This window comes from Flavobacterium piscis, from assembly GCF_031457575.1.
In the GTDB taxonomy this organism is placed as follows: domain Bacteria; phylum Bacteroidota; class Bacteroidia; order Flavobacteriales; family Flavobacteriaceae; genus Flavobacterium; species Flavobacterium piscis_A.
In genome coordinates this window covers 653,341-677,526 of record NZ_JAVDWQ010000001.1, presented here as the reverse complement: position 1 = coordinate 677,526, position 24,186 = coordinate 653,341, and the positions used below count along the sequence as shown (strand labels likewise).

General features: G+C 33.0%; 22 protein-coding genes. 10 read left to right on the top strand and 12 right to left on the bottom strand.

Features of this window, described 5'->3' with window-relative positions; translation table 11 throughout:
* Positions 1-23 precede the first annotated feature (23 nt).
* Positions 24-2,204 carry a ribonuclease R gene (gene rnr, locus J2W48_RS02945; RefSeq protein ID WP_310277815.1) on the bottom strand — a complete coding sequence of 727 codons (2,181 nt, stop codon included), beginning with the start codon at positions 2,202-2,204 and terminating at the stop codon, positions 24-26.
* 108 nt (positions 2,205-2,312) lie between these two features.
* Here rnr and J2W48_RS02940 point away from each other — a divergent pair, with 108 nt between their 5' ends.
* Both J2W48_RS02940 and rpiB read left to right on the top strand, forming a co-directional pair.
* Entirely contained in the window at positions 2,313-2,546 is a 234-nt protein-coding gene (locus J2W48_RS02940) for a DUF2007 domain-containing protein (RefSeq protein ID WP_310277812.1), read from the top strand.
* Positions 2,547-3,333: 787 nt separating this feature from the next.
* Positions 3,334-3,765: a ribose 5-phosphate isomerase B gene (gene rpiB, locus J2W48_RS02935; RefSeq protein ID WP_310277809.1), complete on the top strand. Its 432-nt coding sequence runs from the start codon at positions 3,334-3,336 to the stop codon at positions 3,763-3,765.
* 153 nt (positions 3,766-3,918) lie between these two features.
* Here rpiB and J2W48_RS02930 read toward each other — a convergent pair whose 3' ends face one another.
* Positions 3,919-4,188, bottom strand: a complete 270-nt coding sequence (locus J2W48_RS02930; protein WP_310277807.1) for a DUF1294 domain-containing protein — start codon at positions 4,186-4,188, stop codon at positions 3,919-3,921.
* Between the two features lie 114 nt (positions 4,189-4,302).
* Between J2W48_RS02930 and J2W48_RS02925 the strand changes: the two genes are divergently transcribed.
* Positions 4,303-6,426, top strand: a complete 2,124-nt coding sequence (locus J2W48_RS02925) for a Tex family protein (protein WP_310277805.1) — start codon at positions 4,303-4,305, stop codon at positions 6,424-6,426.
* Positions 6,427-6,483: 57 nt separating this feature from the next.
* Here the strand turns inward: J2W48_RS02925 and J2W48_RS02920 are convergent, their stop codons facing one another.
* The 9 genes from J2W48_RS02920 to J2W48_RS02880 all read right to left on the bottom strand — a co-directional run bounded on the left by J2W48_RS02920 (position 6,484) and on the right by J2W48_RS02880 (position 15,285).
* Positions 6,484-7,878, bottom strand: coding sequence for a glycosyl hydrolase family 8 (locus tag J2W48_RS02920; RefSeq protein ID WP_310277802.1), 1,395 nt, complete (start codon positions 7,876-7,878; stop codon positions 6,484-6,486).
* 102 nt (positions 7,879-7,980) lie between these two features.
* The gene (locus tag J2W48_RS02915) at positions 7,981-11,694 is read right to left on the bottom strand and encodes an Ig-like domain-containing protein (protein ID WP_310277798.1); all 3,714 of its coding nucleotides are present in this window, start codon (positions 11,692-11,694) and stop codon (positions 7,981-7,983) included.
* Positions 11,695-11,719: 25 nt separating this feature from the next.
* A complete protein-coding gene (locus tag J2W48_RS02910; RefSeq protein ID WP_310277797.1) occupies positions 11,720-12,019 on the bottom strand; it encodes a DUF6916 family protein in 300 nt (99 codons plus the stop codon).
* A gap of 26 nt (positions 12,020-12,045) precedes the next feature.
* Positions 12,046-12,540: a GNAT family N-acetyltransferase gene (locus J2W48_RS02905; RefSeq protein WP_310277795.1), complete on the bottom strand. Its 495-nt coding sequence runs from the start codon at positions 12,538-12,540 to the stop codon at positions 12,046-12,048.
* Positions 12,541-12,552: 12 nt separating this feature from the next.
* Positions 12,553-13,071, bottom strand: a complete 519-nt coding sequence (locus tag J2W48_RS02900) for a phage tail protein (protein WP_310277792.1) — start codon at positions 13,069-13,071, stop codon at positions 12,553-12,555.
* 54 nt (positions 13,072-13,125) lie between these two features.
* Complete coding sequence (locus J2W48_RS02895; protein ID WP_310277789.1) at positions 13,126-13,632, bottom strand: phage tail protein; 507 nt, start codon at positions 13,630-13,632, stop codon at positions 13,126-13,128.
* Positions 13,633-13,650: 18 nt separating this feature from the next.
* A complete protein-coding gene (locus J2W48_RS02890) occupies positions 13,651-14,160 on the bottom strand; it encodes a phage tail protein (protein WP_310277785.1) in 510 nt (169 codons plus the stop codon).
* A 30-nt stretch (positions 14,161-14,190) separates the two neighbouring features.
* Positions 14,191-14,853, bottom strand: coding sequence for a hypothetical protein (locus J2W48_RS02885; RefSeq protein WP_310277782.1), 663 nt, complete (start codon positions 14,851-14,853; stop codon positions 14,191-14,193).
* A 249-nt stretch (positions 14,854-15,102) separates the two neighbouring features.
* On the bottom strand, positions 15,103-15,285 hold the full coding sequence (locus tag J2W48_RS02880) for a Sec-independent protein translocase subunit TatA/TatB (protein ID WP_310277779.1): 183 nt from the start codon (positions 15,283-15,285) through the stop codon (positions 15,103-15,105).
* A 209-nt stretch (positions 15,286-15,494) separates the two neighbouring features.
* Between J2W48_RS02880 and J2W48_RS02875 the strand changes: the two genes are divergently transcribed.
* From J2W48_RS02875 to J2W48_RS02845, 7 genes are all read left to right on the top strand, one after another.
* Entirely contained in the window at positions 15,495-16,001 is a 507-nt protein-coding gene (locus J2W48_RS02875; RefSeq protein WP_310277776.1) for a peptidase, read from the top strand.
* Positions 16,002-16,012: 11 nt separating this feature from the next.
* A complete protein-coding gene (locus tag J2W48_RS02870) occupies positions 16,013-17,497 on the top strand; it encodes a GH3 auxin-responsive promoter family protein (RefSeq protein WP_310277774.1) in 1,485 nt (494 codons plus the stop codon).
* Positions 17,498-17,508: 11 nt separating this feature from the next.
* Positions 17,509-17,841: a hypothetical protein gene (locus tag J2W48_RS02865; protein ID WP_310277771.1), complete on the top strand. Its 333-nt coding sequence runs from the start codon at positions 17,509-17,511 to the stop codon at positions 17,839-17,841.
* Between the two features lie 68 nt (positions 17,842-17,909).
* On the top strand, positions 17,910-19,589 hold the full coding sequence (locus tag J2W48_RS02860; RefSeq protein ID WP_310277769.1) for a DUF6909 family protein: 1,680 nt from the start codon (positions 17,910-17,912) through the stop codon (positions 19,587-19,589).
* 103 nt (positions 19,590-19,692) lie between these two features.
* On the top strand, positions 19,693-20,676 hold the full coding sequence (locus tag J2W48_RS02855) for a UDP-glucuronic acid decarboxylase family protein (protein WP_310277766.1): 984 nt from the start codon (positions 19,693-19,695) through the stop codon (positions 20,674-20,676).
* Positions 20,676-22,028: an exopolysaccharide biosynthesis polyprenyl glycosylphosphotransferase gene (locus tag J2W48_RS02850; RefSeq protein ID WP_310277763.1), complete on the top strand. Its 1,353-nt coding sequence runs from the start codon at positions 20,676-20,678 to the stop codon at positions 22,026-22,028. The genes J2W48_RS02855 and J2W48_RS02850 overlap by 1 nt, the downstream gene beginning before the upstream one ends.
* Entirely contained in the window at positions 22,028-22,795 is a 768-nt protein-coding gene (locus tag J2W48_RS02845; RefSeq protein ID WP_310277760.1) for a glycosyltransferase family 2 protein, read from the top strand. Before J2W48_RS02850 ends, J2W48_RS02845 begins: the two co-directional genes overlap by 1 nt.
* A gap of 53 nt (positions 22,796-22,848) precedes the next feature.
* Here J2W48_RS02845 and J2W48_RS02840 read toward each other — a convergent pair whose 3' ends face one another.
* Positions 22,849-24,159: a phenylacetate--CoA ligase family protein gene (locus tag J2W48_RS02840; RefSeq protein ID WP_310277758.1), complete on the bottom strand. Its 1,311-nt coding sequence runs from the start codon at positions 24,157-24,159 to the stop codon at positions 22,849-22,851.
* Positions 24,160-24,186 lie beyond the last annotated feature (27 nt).

Below are 24,186 nucleotides of genomic sequence, written 5' to 3'. Positions count from 1 at the left end.
TTCATCATTTTTAAATTAAACATCTATTCTGCTCTTCGTAAAAAATGAAAATCCAGTTGTTTTTTAACTAAATCGGCATTTTTTACTTTCACATAAATTTCATCTCCTAATTGTAAAATACTGTCTGAAGTTGCTCCAACTAAAGCATATTGCTTTTCATCGAAAGTATAATAATCATCTTTAATTTCCCTGATTCTTACCATTCCCTCGCATTTATTAGAGACAATTTCAACATAAATTCCCCATTCTGTAACACCGGAAATAACACCAAGAAACTCTTCGTCTTTGTGATCCTGCATGTATTTAACCTGCATATATTTAATACTGTCCCGCTCAGCATTAGTAGCTAAACTTTCCATATTGGAACAATGCTGGCATTTTGTTTCGTAAACTTCTTCATCTACAGATTTACCTGCATCCAGATAAAACTGCAATAATCGATGCACCATAACATCTGGATAACGACGAATTGGCGAAGTAAAATGACTGTAATAATCAAAAGCTAAACCGTAATGTCCAATATTATCAGTTGAATATTTAGCTTTACTCATACTTCTGATTGCCAGCGTATCAATTAAGTTTTGTTCTTTTTTACCATTTACTTCTTCCATCAATGCATTCAAAGACTTCGAAATATCTCCTTTGTTACGAAAATCTATTTTATAGCCAAATTTAGCAATTACACTTGCCATCGCAATTAATTTATCTTCATTTGGTTCGTCATGAATTCTATAAATGAATGTTTTCTTTTGTTTTCCAATGTATTCAGCCACTTTTCTGTTGGCTAAAAGCATGAATTCTTCAATCAGATGATTGGCATCTTTAGAAATTTTAAAATAAACTCCTTCCGGCTCACCTTCGGCATCCAGATTGAATTTTACTTCAACTTTATCAAAAGAAATAGCACCATTGGCCATTCTTTTCTTTCTTAAAATTTTAGCTAATTCATCTAATTTTAGAGTTGCTTCAACAATTTCATCTGAAACCACATACGAATCTCCGGTAATTGAAATATCAACAGGAATCGTATTGTCTTTTGTTTCAATGATATATTGGGCTTCTTCATAAGCAAATCGCTGATCAGAATAAATTACCGTTCTTCCAAACCATTGGTTAATAACCTGAGCGGTTGGAGAAACTTCAAAAATAGCAGAAAACGTATATTTCTCTTCATTTGGACGTAATGAACACGCAAAATTTGACAAAACTTCCGGAAGCATTGGCACTACCCTATCAACCAAATATACCGAAGTGGCTCTTTGATACGCTTCATCATCCAGGATTGTTCCTTCTTCTAAATAATAAGAAACATCAGCAATATGAATACCAATTTCGTAATTTCCGTTCTCTAATTTTTTGAAAGACAAAGCATCATCAAAATCTTTTGCATCTTTTGGATCAATCGTAAACGTAAGAGTATCACGCATATCACGACGTTTAGCTATTTCAGATTCCTGAATCGAAGTATCTATTTTTTGTGCAAAGACCTCTACTTCTACCGGAAAATCCGATGGTAAACCATACTCAGCCAAAATAGCATGAATCTCTGTATTATGTTCTCCCGGTTTTCCTAAAACTTTAATCACAGATCCAAACGGACTATCTGCTCTTTTAGGCCAATCTTCAATTGTAACCAAAACAACATCACCGTTTTCTGCTTCTCCAAATTTGTCCTTCGGAATAAAAATATCGGTATACATTTTAGGGTTTGCAGTAGCTACAAAAGCAAAGTTGGGCTGAATATCTATTACTCCTACAAAGTCTGTTTTATTTCTTTCTACTACTTCAATAACCTCGCCTTCAGCACGTTTTCCTTTTCTCCTATTGTAAACATATACTTTTACTTTGTCTTTATCTAAGGCACGATTTAAATTATTGGTCGGAATAAAAACATCTTCAGTAAACTCAGGACAAACAAAATAAGCCGTTCTTCTGCTGGTCATATCAATGGTTCCTTCGTAATAATCTTCGCTAACAGCCTTAATTAAATATTTTCCGGGTTCTGATTCTATTATTTTTTTGGATGCAGCCAGAATTTTTAAATCTTTTATAATTTGATTTCTGCTTTTGGTATCATCAAGTTCAAGCTTTGCTCCTATTTGTTTATAATTGAATGCTTTATTAGCATTTTTTGATAAAACTTTTAAAATTTTACTAGAGAAGTCACTCTCATTTTTTATAGGTTTTCTAATTTTCTTATTCATATATCTTTTTCTTAAAAGTTTAAAATTACAAATAAGATATCAGATAATAGATTTTAACAAATAAATTATTAAAATTATAACTTTCATATCTTTACAAAAAGACCTTCTATGGAAAGCTTTAAAACCATTGCCATATTCAATTATCAGCACGAAACAATAGTTCTAAAACACTTACTGGAGCAAGAAGAAATTCCATATTATTTTGAAAATGAAATAACGCTTTCAGTTGTTCCAATGTATACGACAGCGCTGGGTGGAATCAAACTCAAAGTTCATCCCAACGATTTCGAACGAGTTCAAAAAATTTTAGACAATCTTAATAACCCACTTCAAATTGTTTAATCCAGTCTGTTTTTCAATTTTTAAACTTTAAATTTCTTTTTAAACTTTCAAAGTTGTTAACATATATTAAATACAACAAAAAGAAAAATTTAAATTTAATTAATTTTTGATGGTTATTATAGCGTGTTAATAGATACAATAATTTTATTTTTAAAAGTATTGAAATGAAGTTTCTCTTAGTTATATAGAGTTATCAACATACTTATATTTTGTTAAATGATTAATTTATAAGACTTTTTGTATTTTAATTAACAACGGTTGACAACTAAAAATGAATTGATTTTGTAGATAACTTCATAACTTGGTTTTTGTTGAAAATGGCATTTTTGATATTGATAACTTTTCTAAAAATTCATTAAAGTTTATTAGGTTATTTCATTCGTGTTTTGGATTAGGTTTTTTTTCGATACAACCAAAAAATACTTCTAATTTTCTATCTTAACTTATTAACATTTAATGTTAATTTAAAGTTAACTGAATATCAACGAATTAAGTTTTGGTATTAACAATGTAAATTTTTAACAAAAAAACAAAACATTGTAAATTGATTATCAGATAATTATATAGATTTTAAAATTGTTAATAATGTATAATTATTTGATATGAAGAAAGTTATAAATTATGGTTTTTTTGCCACGAATTTTACTAATTACACTAATTACAGGTAGCAGCTAAAACTATTAAAAATGAAAAAATTAGTAAAATTCGTGGCGAACTTTTTTTCAAAAAAGATATACTTCAAAATTCTTTAAGTAAATTTGCACAACACAACTTAATAGTATTTACAATGAAAATTTCGATAGGAAATGACCACGCAGGTCCAGATTATAAAAAAGCAATTGTTGCGATGTTGTATGCAAAAGGATATGAAGTAACAAATTACGGAACAGATTCTGTAGATTCTGTAGATTATCCGGATTTTGGACATCCAGTTGCGAACGATGTTTCTGAAGGAAAAGCTGATTTTGGAATTGTTATCTGTGGAAGCGGAAACGGAATCGCTATGACAGTGAACAAACATTCGAAAGTAAGAGCAGGTTTATGCTGGACTAAAGAAATTGCTTATTTAACGCGTTTGCATAATGATGCTAACATTGTAAGTATTCCAGCTCGTTACACTTCGATTCCGCAAGCAGTAGAAATTGTTGAAACTTTTTTAGCAACTGAATTTGAAGGAGGAAGACATCAAAACAGAGTGAATAAAATCGCTTGTCAATAAGAGGGTCAAAAAAATTCGGGTGCTTCGCACCAATAAAAATATAAACCAGGCGAATTTTTTAAATTCATTCGGTTTTTGTTTGAATATCTTTATATTTAGTTATTTAATGATATGATAAACAGATATTTATGGAGTTATTAACAATGTAAATGTTTATATTTTATCAGTTAATTTTAGATAAACTAATACAATCTGAAATAAAAAAAGGAATGTAAATTTTATAATAAAAGAAGATTTACTCGTTTTATGTTTAAAGAACAATATGGCCAGCAACAAACCAATCGAGCCGCCAAAAAAGGATATTGTAAACAGAATATTTTCAGGAATTCTGTGTTTACGTTTGACTGCCAAATATTTATCGTAACCCCCTAAGATAAAGGCAATACTATTTATAATAAAAAAATACAGTAATAAAACTTCCATTAGCTTAAAATTAAAAACAAAGATATTATTTTAGCCAAGTGATTGATGAATCGATCAGGAGTTTAATTGGCAGATTCTCTCATTTTGTAATTAAGAAATTATTTCATTAAAAGTATGACTAATATTCAATTCATTGCCAAGACTGTACAAACAGCAGCGATTAATATTCAAAAAACGGTACAATTGTTAGAAGAAGATTGTACGATTCCGTTCATTTCCCGTTACCGAAAAGATACAACCGGAAATCTGGATGAAGTTCAAATTGAGCAAATTGCAAAACTTCAAAAAGAGTATGAAACGATTGTAAAACGAAAAGAGGCTGTTTTAAAATCTATTGAAGAGCAAAAAGCACTTACACCCGAATTGAAACAAAAAATTGAGCAAAGTTTTGATTTGCAGGAAATTGAAGATTTTTATCTTCCCTATAAAAAGAAGAAAAAAACAAAAGCCGATGTAGCCCGAGAATTTGGCTTAGAGCCTTTGGCAAAAATTATCATGTCTGAAAATGATGTAGATGTAGATTTTATTTCGACGCAATACATCAATGAAAATGTTATAAACGAAGAAGCTGCCATGCAGGGGGCAAGAGATATTGTGGCCGAATGGATCAACGAAAATATTTATGTTCGTAAACAGCTTAGAAGATTATTTCAACGAAAAGCTATAATAGGAACTAAGGTCGTAAAAAAGAAAAGCGAAGAAGAAGGAGCACAAAAATTCAGTCAGTATTTTGATTGGGAAGAACCGTTGACAAAAGCACCTTCACACCGATTATTAGCAATGCTTCGTGCAGAAAACGAAGGTTTTGTGAAGATGAAAGTGGATGTTGATTTAGACGAAGCGTACGATATTATTGATGAAATCATCATTAAAAAACAAAACAGCACAACTGCACATTTACAATTGGCCATTGAAGACAGTTATAAAAGATTGTTGAATCCGGCGATTGGAAATGAGACTTTACAGGAAGCGAAAGCAAAAGCAGATGCGAACTCTATACAGGTTTTTGCTAATAATTTAGGTCAGTTATTATTAGCACCGCCTTTGGGAGAAAAACGAATTTTGGCAATCGATCCGGGATTCAGAAGCGGTTGTAAAGTAGTTTGCCTGGATGAAAAAGGCGATTTGTTATACAATGAAACGATTTATCCGCATGCACCACAAAACGAAGAGGCGATGGCAATGAAAAAAATCAGGTCGATGGTCAATTCGTATAAAATTGATGCGATTTCGATAGGAAACGGAACCGCTTCAAGAGAAACCGAATTTTTCATAAAAAAAATCGCGTTCGATAAACCGCTACAGGTTTTTATTGTTTCAGAAGCAGGAGCTTCCGTATATTCGGCATCAAAAATTGCTCGAGAGGAATTCCCAAATTATGATGTAACGGTTCGTGGTTCAGTTTCTATCGGGAGACGACTTTCAGATCCTTTGGCAGAATTGGTAAAAATCGATCCAAAAGCAATCGGAGTAGGTCAGTACCAACATGATGTTGATCAAACGAAATTAAAAGAAGAACTGGATGCTACCGTAATTCGCTGCGTAAACTCTGTTGGAATCAATATCAACACTGCGAGTAAACATTTACTAAGTTACGTGAGTGGAATAGGAGAGAAACTGGCCGAAAACATTGTACAGTACCGTTCCGAAAACGGCCCTTTTGAAGACAGGAAACAGTTGAAAAAAGTACCTCGTTTAGGAGACAAAGCATATCAGCAAGGGGCAGCTTTTATCAGGATTTCGAATGCAAAAAATCCATTGGATAATTCTGCAGTGCATCCCGAAGCTTATCCGGTTGTGGAGAAAATGGCAAAGGATTTGAAACTTTCGGTAAATGACTTAATTGCAAACAAAGAGAAAACAGCACTTATTAAGGCTGAAAACTATATTACACCTGAAATTGGATTACTTACCTTAAAAGATATCATAAAAGAGCTTGAAAAGCCGGGATTAGACCCAAGAAAGTCAGCTAAGGTTTTTGAATTTGATGCGAATGTAAAATCGATCAAAGATGTGAGGACCGGAATGATTTTACCGGGAATTGTGAACAACATCACCAACTTTGGCTGTTTTGTAGATATCGGAATCAAGGAAAGCGGATTGGTTCACATTTCACAATTGAAAGCAGGTTTTGTGAGTGATGTCAATGAAGTTGTAAAATTGCATCAGCATGTTGATGTTAAGGTTACTGAGGTTGATGAGGATAGGAAGAGGATTCAGCTGACGATGGTTTTGTAAAACAAAAAACAAAAATCCCAAACTACAGTTCGTAATTTGGGATTTCTATTTTAGTATTTATTTCAAAATAACCTTCTTCGTAACACTTTTATTATCATTCGTAATTTTTATCAAATACATACCAGAAGTCTGATTAGATAAATTAATTTCCGTGTTTTCAGAAGTTGTCTTTTGTTCTGAAATTATTTTCCCAAGCGGAGAAATTACAGAAATCACCGATTTTTCAGGAGCAAAAACCGTAAATCGGTCAGAGCTTGGATTTGGATAAAGCGCTATAGCCGATTTTTCAACATCAAAATCATCATTAGATAAAGTTGCAGTTGGAGGAAGATAAAAATTACCCGTTAACAGAAACAGATATAATGTTTTAAGTGTTTGGTTAAAATAACTTGTAGGTTCTCCTAATCCATTCAAATCATTATAAGAAGCATCCAAATGTAACTGATTTTCACCGGCCATTGCTGCACAGGCAAACGCACCCACAAAAGTAGCATTGTGATATTGTCCGCTTAAAGATCCGTTTTGATTGTAACCATCCTTAATATTAGCTGATCCGCCTAAAGTTACCAGTACAAAATCAGATGATTTTTTAGAATAGGCTGTAGCATCAGAATTTCCATACCATACATAATCTACCGCAATTCTCCAAGGTGTTCTGGCAGCATCATATGTATACAATTTACCTTGATTGGCATATCCGCTTGCTTCTGATGAATAAGCACCGCTTGCCATACACCAGTCAGAAACTAAACCTCCAACAGCATTATTTACAGTTAAATTATTATTGATAACCGTATAGGACTTTTCCGCAACCTGATTCCAAAAAGCGGTATCATTAGTAAAAGCCCCAAAAACCCTGTAATAGGCAGGAGAAAAGTAAGAAGGATTCGTAATCTGGCTTCCGCCGAATTGATCTCCGGGTTTTAGGACAAATGTATTGGCTTCAACTTCATGAGTTTTAATGGCTGTAATTAATGTTGTTGCATCACTTTTATAATTGATTGCTCCTGCACTTGCCCATTGATAATCGGCAACAATTAACGCAAATGCTGCATCTAATTCGGCATCAGTAGCACCGTTAAAACCGTCAGTTCCTGAGCAGCCATTAATTCTCCAATTCATAACGCCATTGCTGTTAACATTATCTTTATAGTATAGCCAGAGACCATCAAAAAGTGTTTTGTCAGCGGCATAAGCACTTAAAAGCATTCCGTAACCAATTCCTTCAGAAACAGTTTGCCAGGAGTTGTCAAATTTTACTCTGTAGCGGCCATTAGAACAGGCTTCTACAAAATTGGTTTTCCAGATGTTGTAATTGTCCAAAGCATGCTGACTGTTTTTTGAAGTAGCCATTAGGCCATTGCCATACACTTTATTGGCTGGAAAAGGTTGTGCTTGTGAATAACTTTCAATAGATAGAAAAATACTCACCAGTAAAAATAGGTTTTTCATGTTTATATAATTTAGGGATTACAAAAGTAAGATTTTTTATATAAATAAAAAACCCAAAATTGTAATTACAATTTTGGGTTTTTAAAAAGCCTTAAAACTATTTTATTTTTTTATTATTAATTTTTGAGTTTTTATTTTACTATTGCTACTATTTTTGATAAAATAAGTTCCTTCAGATACGTTTTCTAAATTTAAAGTATTCACTATATCTGCGTGTAAATCAAATGATTTTATAGTTTTCCCCAAGGCATTTATTATAACGTAGTTGCCTTCATAAGGTGTAATAACATTTACTGTTCCTTTACTTGGATTAGGGTAAATTTTAAATTCATTTGGTTTGAATTCCCCAACTCCCAGCGTAGCGAATGTAATACAGTTAGAAGTTACAGTACAATCTGCCAATGTAATTTCAACTTTATAATCTCCATTAGCCAGTGGAGTATACGACTGGTTTGTTTCACCTGATAGTAGAGTACCAGGACATTGATACCATTGATAAGCGGCTCCTGCCTGATTTGCTGTTAACACACCTGAACCTGATGCAATTGTAGTATTTATTACAGAAGAGTAACTTATCGTTAAATTCAATGTTTTGGTATCACAACCAACGACATTTGTATAGGTCCCGGATGTTGTATAAGTAGTACTATTTTCTGACCAGAAATAGCTATCACAAGCAGAAACTGTTTGAGAAGAAGAAGTTGATACAGTTCCGGTAACCGTTTTTACCAATAATCTGTCGCTGGCACAATATGCGGCTTCACAAGCTACACAATAGGTTGTATTATTTGCTGTAGGTGTTGCAGTTACTGAAGCCCCAGTAGCAAAACTAGTACCGCCTGATAATGAAGTATACCAGGTAGGAGTTGTTCCTAATGGGCATGTTGCATTTAAATTTACAGTTGCAGTTCCTAAACAAGGAATATTTTCAGTTGTATTTGTAAATGTTGCATCTACAGGTTTAATTGAAGTGGTCGTAATATTAGAATTTACGGTTGAAAAATTTGACCCGCTTACTATTGCCTGATTTGTTACTGTACATGTATTTATTGGTAATGTGTTTGCTGCATTGATTGTTGCGCTAAATGTTATAATAGTATTTTTTCCTGCCGGTAAAGTAAATGGTCCTATAGAAATTGTTTCTCCAGCTGCTGCTTTTGAAGTGTTTTTTGCAGTTGAAACACTACTTTCATTAGTATCTTTTATTTCTGCTATAGGAGGATCTGATTCTTCAATTTTAACAGGTACAAATTTAGAAGCTGATGTATTGTCAGGAACTAAAGCTGTTCCGGATACTATTGTTCCTCCGCCTTGTTCGTCAATAGCGGTTCTTGTTCCCGCAGGATTATTAGCATTCCAAAAAGTGGTAAGTGCTGCGGTTCTGTCACCCGATCCATTTGCTAAGGCAACTCCACCTTGTAAAATTACCTGACTGTTTGTTCCTTCAGAACGAACGTCAAAAGTCGCCGCTATACCGGTTACGGGATCATTAGTTGTGTTACCACCTATGTTAGCAACACTCATTAAAGGACTCGTTACAACATTTCCAATAGCAATTACTGCAACATGTGCATAGGCATTTGTTAACAAGGTAATGTTGTTATTTTTTATAGTTGCATCCATTCGGGCAGTACCCAATACACCATTATCATTAGCCTCAGAAACGATACCATAGTTAGTAATATTGGTAATTGTGTTGTTTAAAATTTCAGTTATATGTTTACCATCTCCATAAGCAGCAACAGAAATACCATTGCACGAAGACCCAATTCCTCCACCCTCAATAGTATTATTATTTATTCGGCCTTTCATGGTTCCGGTTCCCTGATTTCCAATGTTACAAGTAAAACCACCGTTAAAACTTGATTTTAAAGTGTTGTTTATTACATTATAGTTTACTGTTGATGATCCAGTAGTTGATTGCAAAGACAAGCCATTGCTTCCAGGGGTTGCAATTGCGGCGTTTATAATGTTTCCATCAGTAATCAGATTTCCTCCAACCTGAACAGTATTTATTGAACTACCTCCAAAATTTAATGCTAACCCATATGTTTTAGCGTTAGAAAAATCATTTCCTTTTAGCGTTAAAGTAGTATTTGAAGTTCCGTAACCATCAAAAATAAAATTGGCGTCACCATTTGCTCTGTTAAATGAATTTTTAAATTCACATCCGTTAACCGTCAAATTCAAAGTTGGATTTGTTGACAGAATACCATTATGAGCATAAAAGCCGCGTCCCCATGAATCATTAACATTTGTATTCGTTATGGAACTGGTTCCTCCAAGATTTAAGGCATAAATACCGCCTACTTCCGAACTGGCAGTATTACTTCCGCAGCCAGTTAATGTACTGTTGTTAAGAGAAAAAGTAGTTACATTGTTTATGTTGATACCTGCTCCATTATTTGTACCCGTAATCGAAATATTATCTAATGTAACCCCAGTCACAGTTTTTAAATGAATGGCTCCATTACAACCAGAATTATCAACAGCAGGTGTACCACAAACCCCTGATGTATTTGAATTGATAAAATTTATGTTTTTAAGAGTTACATTTGTACATGATATAAATTCGCTACCTCTGTTTGTTATGTTTTGAATAGTACCTCCTGATCCGGCAGTTGTTCCGGTTCCAATAACCTCAAAGCTTCCGGTTGAATTCGCTACAGATATTCCTTTAGAAGCTCCATTTGCCGAAATGCTTTTAAAAATACAGTCTAATGTACCACCGGCACCAATATTTACGGGAATTGCAGTTCCTCCGCTAATAGTAACATCTCTAACTTTTAAATTTCCAACGCTTGTTCCTGCCATTGTTGCAGTTGTTCCAGTAAGGGTGATTCCTTCTACATCATTATTTAATTTAAGATTTAAAACAGAAAAATTTGGATTTGTACCTCCTGTTGATGGTAATGCATTGCTATAAGCCGGTACTGTAATTCCTAATATCGATGTTAGACTAGCGGTAGCTCCCTGACCAATTAATTTTTGATTGTTTGATAACGTTAAAGATGTACCACTACTTCCTGTACCTGTATAAACAAATATAGAAGCTGTTGTTGAAACAGGAACGTCCTGTACAGCTTTAAAAGGACTTGATAAAGTTCCGTTTCCGCTTGTAACTACTGAGCTATTTACAAAATAAATGGGTGCTGATACTGTTATATCTACGGTTCCTATATTTGTTTTTCCACTCCCACTTGTTAAGGTATAGGTAAAACTATCTGTTCCTGAATAACCTGCATTTGAATTATAAGTAAAAGATCCGTTTGCCGCTAAAGCTACAGTTCCGTTAGTAGGACTTGCCAAAACGGCTACAGTTAACGCAGTTCCATCTGGACTAATGTCATTAGTTAAAACACCTTGGGCAGCATTTACTGTAATTCCAACATTTCCAATATTGTTATATGTATCGCTTACTGCAATAGGAGTTGCTTTTAGAGATCCTGGGACATAAGTCAAATTCGCATCTAAAATGTCCTGAAAAATTGTACCTAATGCATCAGTCGTTCCACTGTTTGTAATTGTAAGAGTAAAATCTAGTTGAGAACCGGGAACAGTATTTCCTCCTCCGTTTACTACAACAGTATTGGTAACATCAATAGTAGCTACCACCGCTGAACTAATAATTTTTTCTTCTTTAGCCTTAAATATTTTTTTACTTTTAGATATTTTAGGAGCAGATTTGTTTTCAGATTCTGTTAACTGTTTTACTAATGGAGCTACAAAATTTTTCTGGATAAGTGTACTATAGGACATTCCGAATGTAATAAATCCTAATAGTATTATAATACTTAAGAGTTTGTTATTTTTCATTTTTTCATTTAATTAGTTTAGCATATTAAGAAAAGACAGCTTCATATTTCATTCCAATATTATCGAAACCCAAAGGAGATAGAAACAATTGCAAATCGCCTTTTTCAGGATGCACAATTGTAAAAATACCCTGTTGATAATATTCATTTTTTTGATCAGTGCGAAAAATTATTGAAAAAGGACTCCTTTCTAAAGGGGAATAATTATTTAGTTTGGTTACTTCGATTAATTCTGCATCAAGCTGAACTTCATCTGAAATACGAATTATAAATACTTTGTTGAGTAAAGGATGAAAATCGTTTAAAGTAAGTAAAGCTATATCCATGCATTTTGTTTTTTTATTTAATCAATTTATTTAGGACTCCATTCCATTAAATGGTATACACCATTAGTTTCGCTAATTTTTGTAAACCCCAATTTTTTATATAAATTAATGGCAGGATTAAAACTTTCCACATGAATTGTAACATTCATATTTTTTATTGCAGCCTTTTTTATTATTGCAGCCAAAATTGAACTTCCAATATTTTTTTGTCGCCAATTTGGTAATAAAGTAATGTCTATAATACGGACACCTTTTTTTTCAAATAAGAAATCAATATACAATCTTCCAATTGCAATATTTTCTTTTTCAATTATATAGAATTTAGCTCCGGTATAATTTTTTTGATAATATTCATGCTGAGCAAAAAACTGCTGCCCGATAAAAAACTTTTTTTGTTCTTCGTTCCAATTAGTTCCTCTTTCCAGTTCTTCTGTACGGGTACTTCCGTATATTTCACATAAAATTGACAAATCATTTTCCTGAATGTCACGAAAACCAATATTTTTTACAACTAAATCCAACTAAATCCCTGATTAAGTTCTTGGAGGAAAAATCCCCTGAAGCGAAATGCTAAAACACATAGTTAAATAGGGCATCATATTATTATGGGGCTGATCGCCTCCGGATGGCGTAATAGCATTGACTCCCATTGGAGTAACAGCGCCAATAGGGGAATAAATCTTTACTGGATTACCGCGTCCTAAAACGGTATTGGCCGGAGTCGTTGATTGAGCGTTCAAACTGCCAACCGATAAAGTATGGTTATGGGATGGTATTTCTGACTGAATTAAAGTAACGGTTTCTGAACCACCAGTTTCTCCTAAATCATGCAATGATAATCCGGGACCCTGCCCTGGATGCATAGGTGCTCTGCCCTGTAAATCTGGTAAGGCAAAATTTGACATTCCGTTACCACCATATGTTGTACCTAATAACGAAAAAAGAGCGGTATTTTGAGAAAGAGGTAAAATTTGCCCATCGCACCAAGCCCATCCTTTAGGCGCAAAGTTAAATGAGAATATGCGTATTTCAGCTACAAATGGATCTGCCATATCGAGAAGATTTTATATGTTTATTTTTGATTAAATTCAAGAAGACTATATTTTTTATGTGGGTATTGGAAATATTCCAAATAACGAAATAATAAAATCAACACATAAATAAGGCTGAAAATTGTCATGAGGCTGACTACCTCCAGTCGGACTTATTCCTTGAGCATTTAATGGTATTGTTGGGTTTGCTGTCGAATATATTTTATTACCAGTAGCAGTAGCACTTAGATAAGCATTTGCAGGACTGGCGCTGTTTGCTAAATTTGTGGTTGCTAATAAGGCATGTGTATGTGCAGGAATTTGTTGAGTCGTAAGAGTTATTTGTTCAGCACCTCCTGTTTCGGCCAAAATGTATCCATTACCATTGTGAATAGGGATACGGCCACGTAAATCCGGCAATGCAAAAGTTTCTTGCCCATCCCCTCCATAAGTGGTTCCAATTAATTGAAATAATGGTTCATTTTCTGAAATAGGTATCAGCTGTCCTTCACAAAACATCCATCCGGCAGGAGCAAAATTTCCGGCAAACATTCTGATTTCACCAACGTAAGGTTGTGCCATAATTTTTTGAGTTATAAATTAAAAAGGAGAAGGGAAAATACCTTGTAAGGCAATACAAAAATTCAAAGTTAAAAACGGCTGCATATTCAAATGAGCCTGACTGCCACCAATATTTGAAATTGACGCAGGATTCATTGCCACCAGATTTTGACCAGAAGTATTATACACCTGATTTGGAGCAGTATTTCCTAATTGACTTGCAATTGCAGGGATATTTGTAGATACACTTTGATTTGTATTGCTTAAAATATGTTGATGTGTTGGCAATTCACTTATTGTCAGGGTGTGAGCTTGTTCGCCTCCACTTTCGCCCAGAGTATGACTGTTTCCAACATGAATAGGAGTTCTTCCTCTTAAATCTGGCAATGCAAAATTATTTTGCCCGTTACCGCCAAAATTAGTTCCCAGTAATGAAAACAAGGCTTGATGTTGATTGATAGGTAAAAATTGCCCATTACACATTGCCCAACCTTGTGGAGCAAAGTTAAATGACATAATTCGAGTTTCTGCTAAAAAGGGTTCTGCCATGATGAGAGATTTTAGATATTTATTTTTTTATTAAACCAAAACAGAATTTACAGTAAGGTTATGTTGGGATATTATTTCTTTTTTAAATACAATATTAGAACCTTCCATAACAACAATTTCTGTTGAAGTCTGATAAGAAGAAAGTTGTGTTTTTAAAAACACGCGGCCTTTTTTTGTTTCAAAACTATATGGATTTATCTGTTGAATTGGAGAAGGGAATAAATAATGTGTTAAATCAACAGTATTATTTTTTGTCTTTAATTCTTTCATGGCTACAGTTATAGCTTCCAAATCAAATCCTGATAATGGTTTTAATGTTCTCCATTCTCCGGTTGAATTTTTCCCAAAACATAATAAAACATCGTCTAATTTCCCGGTTATGCCGGTATGAAGATGCATCGGAAACATCTTTAAATCACCATCCTTAGAACCATAACAAACATTGCCATAGGGTTCATATCCAGTTTTTATCCAATTAATACTCGCGCTTTTATAACATTCCAGAAGGGCAGAATCTGATAAAAAAGCATCAGAATAAGCTGATTTTGAAAATTGGGATAAAATACTCTCTTCTGCATTATCTGAAGAAGATGTGAAAGTATCCTGAGCCAGAAGCGAACTACCACATATAAGTGCTGTAGTGCCTACAAATCCAACATTTTTGATAAAATTTCTACGCTTTAAATCAGTCATAATTTTATGCTTTTATACTAAAGAACTAAGTAAAAGTAGTATAAACATCAGAGGATAAGGAGAAAAAAGATAAATATTTGTTAAAATTTACAATAATCCCTTATTTTATGAGTTGAATTAATTTTTTTTAAGGAAAATACTTACAGTAATTAAATATGATAAGATAATTTTCTCTTAAAAATTGTGACAAAAAAAATCCCAAACCACAATTATATAATTGTAATTTGGGATTTAGTATGGAGTAATTTATTATTTAATTTCTTCCTCTTCCTTTTTTACAGCAGGCTGAGTATTATCGTCTTTAGCTGCGTTTTTAAATTCTTTAATTCCGCTTCCTAAACCTTTCATCAATTCCGGAATTTTTTTACCTCCAAAAAGTAATAAAACAACTGCTAATATAATAAGGATTTCTGTTACGCCAAATCTTCCCATGATAGTAAAATTAATGCCGAAGCAAATTTATATAAAGTTATGTTGCAAATGTATATAGAATATACGAAGAACAAGAGTTTTTGGATTAAAATATTTGTTTCTGACTGCGTTAAATATTTTATAAAATAATTAAATTAGTGTATTTGATCATTTTTGTCAGGCGTCATCAATACTATTAATTACTATATTTGCTCGTATAAATAACCATAATGACTAAAAAAAAGAAAAAGAATTTCAGAAAGAAATTATTTATCAAAAATCGTTTGGTAATTTTGAATGAAGATACTTTTGAAGAGATTTTTTCGTTCAGACTTACTTTAATGAATGTATTTGTTACATTTACTTTAGGTGGTATATTTCTAATTTTGGTTACTACTTTCATTATTGCTTTTACCCCATTACGTGAATTTATTCCGGGTTATTCTTCTTCACAATTAAAAAGAAACGCAACGGAATTAGCCATAAAATCTGACTCATTAGAAATGGCATTAAAGAAAAACGAAGCCTATATAAAAGGAATTCAGAAAGTATTAAACGGCGAATTAGAATATGCAAAATTCAATAAGGATTCGATTTTGGCTGAAGCCGATGAACCACTTGCTGACGTAAATATGAAGGCTTCTGAGGAAGAAATTAAACTGAGGGAAGAAGTTGACAATATCGAGAAGGAGTCAGGGAGTGACAAAAAAAATAAAAATAAAAGCGACAAAAAATAATATCTTTAAAAATGTCTATTAAATCAATAGCAGCAAAAATTTTCGCCCATAAAATATATAATCAAACGCGATCCTGGGCACATAAACCGATTGAAACCCAATTAGAAGTTTTTAAAGGTTTGATTCAAAATGCCAAAGAAACAGAGTTTGGGAAGCATCATCATTTTGATAAAATAAAAACATTCGATGATTTTCAAAAAAATGTTCCTATTCGCGATTATGAGGATTTAAAATCTTATATAGACAAAGTTAAATTGGGAGAAGAAAACATTCTCTGGAAAGGAAAACCGCTTTATTTTGCCAAAACTTCGGGAACAACTTCCGGCGCAAAATATATTCCGCTTACTAAAGAATCGATGCCTACCCATATAAAAGCTTCACGAAATGCTATTTTGCATTATATTCATGAAACCGGTAATGCTGATTTTGTAAATGGTAAAATGATTTTTTTGCAGGGGAGTCCAATTTTGACTGAAAAGTACGGAATCAAATTTGGAAGACTTTCTGGTATTGCAGCACATTTTGTTCCAAAATACCTGCAGAAAAACCGAATGCCTTCCTGGGAAACCAATTGCATCGAAGATTGGGACACCAAAGTAAATGCAATTGTAGGCGAAACGATCCATCAGAATATGGCTGTGATTTCGGGAATTCCATCCTGGGTGCAAATGTATTTTGAGCGTTTACAGGAAAAAAGTGGCGGAAAAAAAATAAGCGAAATATTCAGAAACTTTAACTTGTTTATTTACGGAGGTGTTAATTATGAGCCTTATCGTGCTAAATTTGAACAGATGATTGGCAAAAAAGTAGATAGTATTGAGTTGTTTCCGGCTTCGGAAGGTTTTTTTGCCTATCAGGATTCCCAAAAAGAAAAAGGAATGCTTTTATTGCTGAATTCCGGAATTTTCTACGAATTTATTAAAGCTGATGAATTCTTTACTGAAAACCCAAAAAGATTGACAATTGGGGAGGTAGAATTAGGTATTAATTATGTTTTGATTGTTTCTACCAATGCCGGTCTTTGGGGCTATAATATTGGTGATACAATTCAGTTTACAACTTTGTTTCCACATCGTGTTATAGTTTCCGGGCGAATTAAACATTATATTTCTGCTTTTGGAGAACACGTTATTGCCAATGAAGTTGAAAATGCAATGAAAGAAGCAACTGCAGGAACCAATATTGTAATAAATGAATTTACAGTAGCGCCACAAATTAATCCGTCTGGAGGACTGCCTTATCACGAATGGCTGGTAGAATTTGAAAACGAACCTGAAAAAATGGAAACTTTTGCAGAAGCGATTGACAATTCAATGAGAAAACAAAATATTTATTACGACGACTTGATTACCGGAAATGTTTTAAGAAAAGTAGTGGTAACGAAAGTTTCTAAAAACGGATTTCAGGAATACATGAAATCACAGGGAAAATTGGGTGGACAAAATAAAATTCCGAGATTGTCTAATAATAGGGATATTGTAGATAATTTGAAATAAAAGTTTACCAGATGAAATACAAATATCATTTAAGACCGGGATATGAATCTCAGAATTTGTTAATTGAAATATTTAGTGGTGTTGAAAACGAATATTTTCTTACTGATTTACTGGATTCCATTAAAGAAATAAATCCCAAAGTTGATAAAATTAATGATCTCTGTGATGAAATTTTTATTGAAGTCAGTTCAGATCTTGGTTTTTTTTCGATTTCAAAAGACATTTGGGATTTAGCTTTCATCATGGCAGATGATAATCAGGAATGTATCAATAGGATAAATTTACTTTTATCAGAAAATAAAAATTATCAAAAAGTAGATGTTAATTTTGAAGATTATAAATAATATAAACAATTCGTTAATCGAAAAATAGAATTATCTCAATCCAGAGAAAATTTTTTAAAATAAAAAGAATGAAAGAAACCAAACATATATCAAGATCAAGAGCACAGGAATCATCTGCGGCAATAGAAAAAATGTACATTACCATGCGCCATTTATTCAACCGTGGTTTTTATAAGCCAATGGGAGTTTCCGGCGATAGTTTACGTGAATCATTATTGGCTTTACGTCCTGAGATTTATGGAAATATTGCTGAGGAAAAAGTAGAACTTAATGGGCTTTTGTATGTTATAGAACGTCTTCCTATCGGAATAGAACAATGTCGATTCATCAATTTAACTTCGGATGAAGGGTATTCAAAATCACATTTTCAGTCTATTGTTCCCCCAAAAAGGAAAAGAAATTGTTATCGTATTGATGAAGAACAAATGAATGTTGAGATCACTCGCGGACGTTCCGACATCTACGATATTCTGACGCATTTGACATTTATTTTCATCGAATCACACAAAATAAAAAACAGGATTTTATTGGATGATGCCGGTGAATTGTCACGCGATTGGCTTAAATTGGAACTAGTTGTAACGCAGACCAAAAAACTGACGCAGATAGAAAAGGAAAAAGCTATTTCGCACGTAGCAAATATTTTAGCCAGAACTTTTGAAGAGGTTTTGGATATTTACGATGCTTTTGGTTCAGAGAATGCTCCGGATCGCTTTTTGCACGTTATTTATTGGTTAGGAAAATTGGCCATTGAAGAAATGATTGATAATAATAAAAGAACCATTACTTTCAGCCCCGTTTTAAGAGAACGTCTGGGGCATCATATTCACGGTGAAATCTGGGCGACTAATATCAAGGAAGTTTTAAAGACGAACAATCTTTTAAAAAGGCCAATTCATATCATCAGTGCTAATATGCATAGTGTGATGAATTCTATTTTTGCTACTCCTTTATTGAAATCAAAATTTAAGGACAAAACAGATTTTTTTATTTATGAAGAATTAAGCAAATCAACAGCTAAAGAAACCAGAGATATAGTAGAAGAATTAGCCTTAAAAAACGGAATGATTTCGTTGCCTGATACTTCAGGAACAAACATTGATGTTCAGATTTTTGATACGGCTAAAATTGACTGGGCAAAGACTGCTTTTCCAAAAACCAAGCTTGAAGAAGAAAAACCAGTTATAATTGTAATGGATTATGCTTTTGGAGAACAGGCATATGAAACTATTGATGAGCTTTTGAAACCGTATAAAAAAGAGACTTTATTAAATGTGAAATCAGTTTCGATAATGGGAAAAGCCGGAATTCTTGAAGGAGGAAAGGGAGATATCATGATTCCGACAGCACATATAAACGAAGGTACAGCGGATAATTATTTCTTTGAAAATGAATTAACAGGCGCTATGTTTGAAGGAAACGATATTGCTGTTTTTGAAGGTGCGATGGTAACGGTTTTAGGAACTTCGTTACAAAACAGGGAATTGTTAAAGTTTTTTCACGAATCAACCTGGGGCGTGATTGGACTAGAAATGGAAGGTTCCTATTACCAAAAAGCAATTCAGTCTGCATCAAAAATCAGAAAAAGTGTGCCACATGATATAAAGGTAAGATATGCTTATTATGCTTCGGACAACCCCTTGGAAACAGGCAGCACATTAGCTTCTGGTGGTTTAGGAACAACAGGTGTAAAACCTACATATTTGATCACAATTAAAATTTTGGAACAAATTTTAAATGCCAAATAAAAAATACTCTAACAAATTTTAATCAATATTAGAAAAAAAGATAAATGTGAAGTTGATTTAATAAAATTGAAAAAAGTAAATTTGCTCCTGGAAACCAATTACTATGAAAAGAATACTTATTACGGGAGCAGCAGGATTTTTAGGATCGCATTTGTGTGACAGGTTCATTAAAGAGGGTTATTATGTTATTGGAATGGATAATCTGATAACAGGAGATCTTAAAAATATTGAGCATTTATTCAAATTAGAGCATTTTGAGTTTTACCATCACGATATAACCAAATTTGTACATGTTCCAGGTGATTTAGATTATATTTTACACTTTGCTTCACCGGCAAGTCCAATCGATTATTTAAAAATTCCTATACAGACCTTAAAAGTAGGATCCTTAGGAACGCATAACTTGTTAGGCCTTTCCCGCGTAAAAAAAGCAAGAATTTTAATAGCTTCCACCTCTGAAGTATATGGAGATCCTTTAGTTCATCCACAAACCGAAGAATACTATGGAAATGTAAATACCATTGGACCACGCGGGGTGTATGATGAAGCAAAACGTTTTCAGGAATCAATAACAATGGCGTATCATACTTTTCACGGAGTAGAAACCCGAATTGTTCGTATTTTTAATACTTATGGACCAAGAATGCGTCTTAATGATGGCCGTGTGATTCCGGCTTTTATAGGGCAGGCACTTCGCGGGGAGGATTTAACTATTTTTGGAGACGGAATGCAAACCCGTTCTTTTTGTTATGTTGATGATCAGGTAGAGGGAATTTTTAGATTATTACATTCAGATTATGCGTATCCTGTAAATATTGGAAATCCGGATGAAATTACCATCAAGGATTTTGCTGAAGAAATTATAAAACTTACGGGTACCAATCAAAAAGTAGTGTATCAGCCATTACCAATAAACGATCCCCTACAACGCCAGCCAGACACAACGAAGGCAAAGGAATTATTAGGCTGGGAAGCCAAAGTAAACCGTGCCGAAGGAATGAAAATTACCTATGATTATTTTAAATCACTTTCAAAAGAAGAACTTTCAAAAGAGGATCATAAAGATTTTTCAAACTATATAAAATAATGCGGACAAAAACAGGAAAATATTCAGGTTACATCCGCCCATTCTCCTATTTAATTGATCTGCTCATTATCAATTTTTTTGCGGTTTATATCGCCCATTTTCCTGTAGATCAAATTTTATTTTTAATCGTACTAAATATTGGCTGGATTGGTATTGCCTCCGATTTAGGTTTTTACGAAGTATATCGTTATACAAAAGTAATTGCAATTTTAAATTGTGCTTTAAAACAAGCCTGTTTATTTGGTTTTGTAATTTTTGCTTTAGCTTTTTTTTATGCAAAGCAAACCAGTTTTAAAACCTTACTGTTTTATATATGGTTTGTATTTATTCTTATCTTATTCATAAAATTTTCAATCTATTATTTTCTTCAAACCTATCGGGTAGTTTTTGGGGGAAATCATAGAAGAGTTGTGCTGTTAGGAAATCAAACCAGTATTTCGCCTTTAAAACATTTTTTTACCGAGAATCCGGATTATGGATATGAACTGATTCATGTTTTTGAATTTGAAGAAGTAAAAGACGTGCATATTGAAGAAATGTTTGAGTTTGTTCTGAATAGACAAATGGACGAAATGTATTGCTCCATTATTGGCTTATCACAGAATCAAATGAACGAAATTATTGATTTTGCTGATAGTAATCTGAAGACATTAAAATTTATTCCTGATGGAAATCAAATATTTTTTCGAAATTTCACCTTAGAATATTATGATTACATTCCTGTAATAGCACTAAGAAGTATTCGTCTGGATGAAAATTTGTATAAAATAATGAAGCGGACTTTCGACATTATTTTTTCAATCATCATCATTGTTGGTGTTCTTTCCTGGGTTCTTCCAATTTTGGGAATTTTAATAAAACTGGAATCAAAAGGACCAATTTTATTAAAGCAAAAACGCAACGGGCTCAACAATATAGAATTCAATTGTTATAAGTTTCGATCAATGGAAATGAATAACAACGATTGTCTGAATCAGGTTTCCAAAAACGATCCAAGAGTTACCAAAATTGGAAAAATAATTAGAAAAACCAGTATTGATGAACTGCCTCAGTTTTATAATGTTTTATTTGGAGATATGTCGGTAGTTGGACCAAGGCCGCATATGGTAAGTTATAATCAGGAGTATATACTTAAAGTAGATAAATTTATGGTACGGCATTTTATAAAACCAGGAATTACAGGTTTAGCACAAATAAAAGGTTTTCGTGGAGAAATCGAATCAGACTATGACATTATAAATCGCGTAAAATATGATATTTTTTATATCGAAAACTGGTCCATTCTATTAGATATTAAAATTATTTTAACCACGATTTACCATATTATTAAAGGTGATAAAAAAGCGTATTGATGAGTGAGTTAGTTTCTATCATAACGCCAACATTTAATGCCGAAAAATACATTCGGGCAACTATTGAATCTGTACAAAATCAGACTTATCAAAATTGGGAAATGATTTTGGTTGATGATGCGTCAACAGATCAAACGGTAAAAATTATAAATGATTTTGCCAAAAAAGATGCCAGGTTCAAATTATCTCAATTATCTCAAAATTCCGGAAACGGTTTTGCCCGAAATGTAGCTTTAGAAAAAGCAACAGGAAAATATATAGCTTTTTTGGATGCTGATGATTTATGGTTTCCTTTGAAATTAGAAAAACAGATTCAGTTTTTAAAAGCGAATAATTTGCCATTCACTTTTAGTTTTTATGATTGTATTGATGAAGGAGGAAATTCTTTAAATAGACGAGTTGAAGCTCCGATTGATTTAACTTACGATCAATTGTTCTTTTGCAATTATGTTGGAAATTTAACCGCCATTTATGATGCCGAATATTTTGGTAAGATGATCCTCGAATCCACTCAAAAAAGACAGGATTGGAGATTGTGGCTAACGATTTTGAAACAAATTCAGGAGACAAAACCTGTTCCTGAAAGCTTGGCTTTTTATCGCATCAGGAGAGATTCTATTTCTTCATCAAAATTCAAATTGATAAAACACAATTTTGGAGTTTATCGAGAATTTCACGGTTTTAATTTTGTGTTTTCTGTTTTGTTAATGGTGCGGTTTTTATTTACACAGTTGATAATAAAACCTAATTATATAAAGAGGATTTAAGGATAGTAAATTGGTTTTTCAAAAGGTTTTTTTTTATGGCCTGATGATCGTATTTATAAGTATGATTTAAATTGTTTTAGTTTCCCGCGATTCGTTCTTTCAAGAACTATTTTTCGAGTAAAAGTGAAGTTTAAATTCGGCTCAAGATATAAGGCAATTGCTTCTTCAATTTTTTGAATTTGTGCTGCATCTAATTCCTTTTCAGCAACATATTCAATTTCAAAAGCATCAAGTTTTGTTTGTTTGATGATAAATTCTTTTACGTTTCCATCGTCTTCAATAATGCTTTTGGTTACATAATAAAATGTCAATCCGGGTGATTTTTTTCCGCTTGGAAGAATTGCAACGTCATTGGTTCTGCCAATTAATTTTTTCAGAATCGGTTTCTGTGGCGTACTTTTTTCATCTAAAATTCCGATGTCGCCAATATCGTATCTTATAAACGGATGCGCTTTATTGAACAGAGAAGTGATTACAATGCGGCCTTCTTTCCCGTAAGGAAGGGCTTGATTATTTTCATCTAAAATCTCAACAAAAAGGGTTTCAGAATTAATTTGCCATTCGCCTTTGGTATTTTCAAAGGCGATCAAATCCAGTTCAGATGCCCCATATTCATTAACAACCGGAATTCCAAATTGATTTTCTAATAGTTTTTTATCACTTTCAAAAAGCATTTCTGAAGTAACAATACACACTTTTAAACTCGGACAAATAGCTGTCAAAATGATGCCTTTTTGCTCCAAATATTTGGCAAATAAAACAATCGAGCTTGTGTAGCCATTAATGTAATCGAATTTTTTTGTTGTGAATTTCAGAAGGAATTTTTCCAGAACAGCATCAGATAAATCGAAAACCGGAAATCGAAAACGACAACTCAAAAAATCTTTAAAACGTTCTTTTTGGTATCCAATAAAATCCATCGGGATTCCATAAAAACGAGCCTGATATGAATGATTAAAATCAATTCCGTGCCAGCCAAAACGCATAATATTAGAAGCCCAGGTTAAGGCATGACTATATTTATCTTTAGCAAAAACAAAAGGAGTTCCACTGGAACCGGATGTTTTGTTGAGGTAAATATTTTTTAAAGTGTACCCTTTTGAAAGTCTTTCTTCGAGGGGTTTTTGCAGATTTTGTTTATTCAAAACAGGCAGGTTTTCCCAATTGTAAACATTTTCATTTCCTGTTAATTCCTGATAAAAAGAGTTGTTCTTTAAATGAAAAGCAACAATTTGATCTTTTTGTTTTTGAAGGAATTCTAAAAAATCTTCTTCTGAAAGACGCGTAATAGCATCCAGATCGGCTTTTGCTTTCTGTATTGGAAAACCATTTAATTGAAGCGAAATGTCAAAAAGAGAAATCATTTGAAGAAAAATTTCATCAAAAATAAT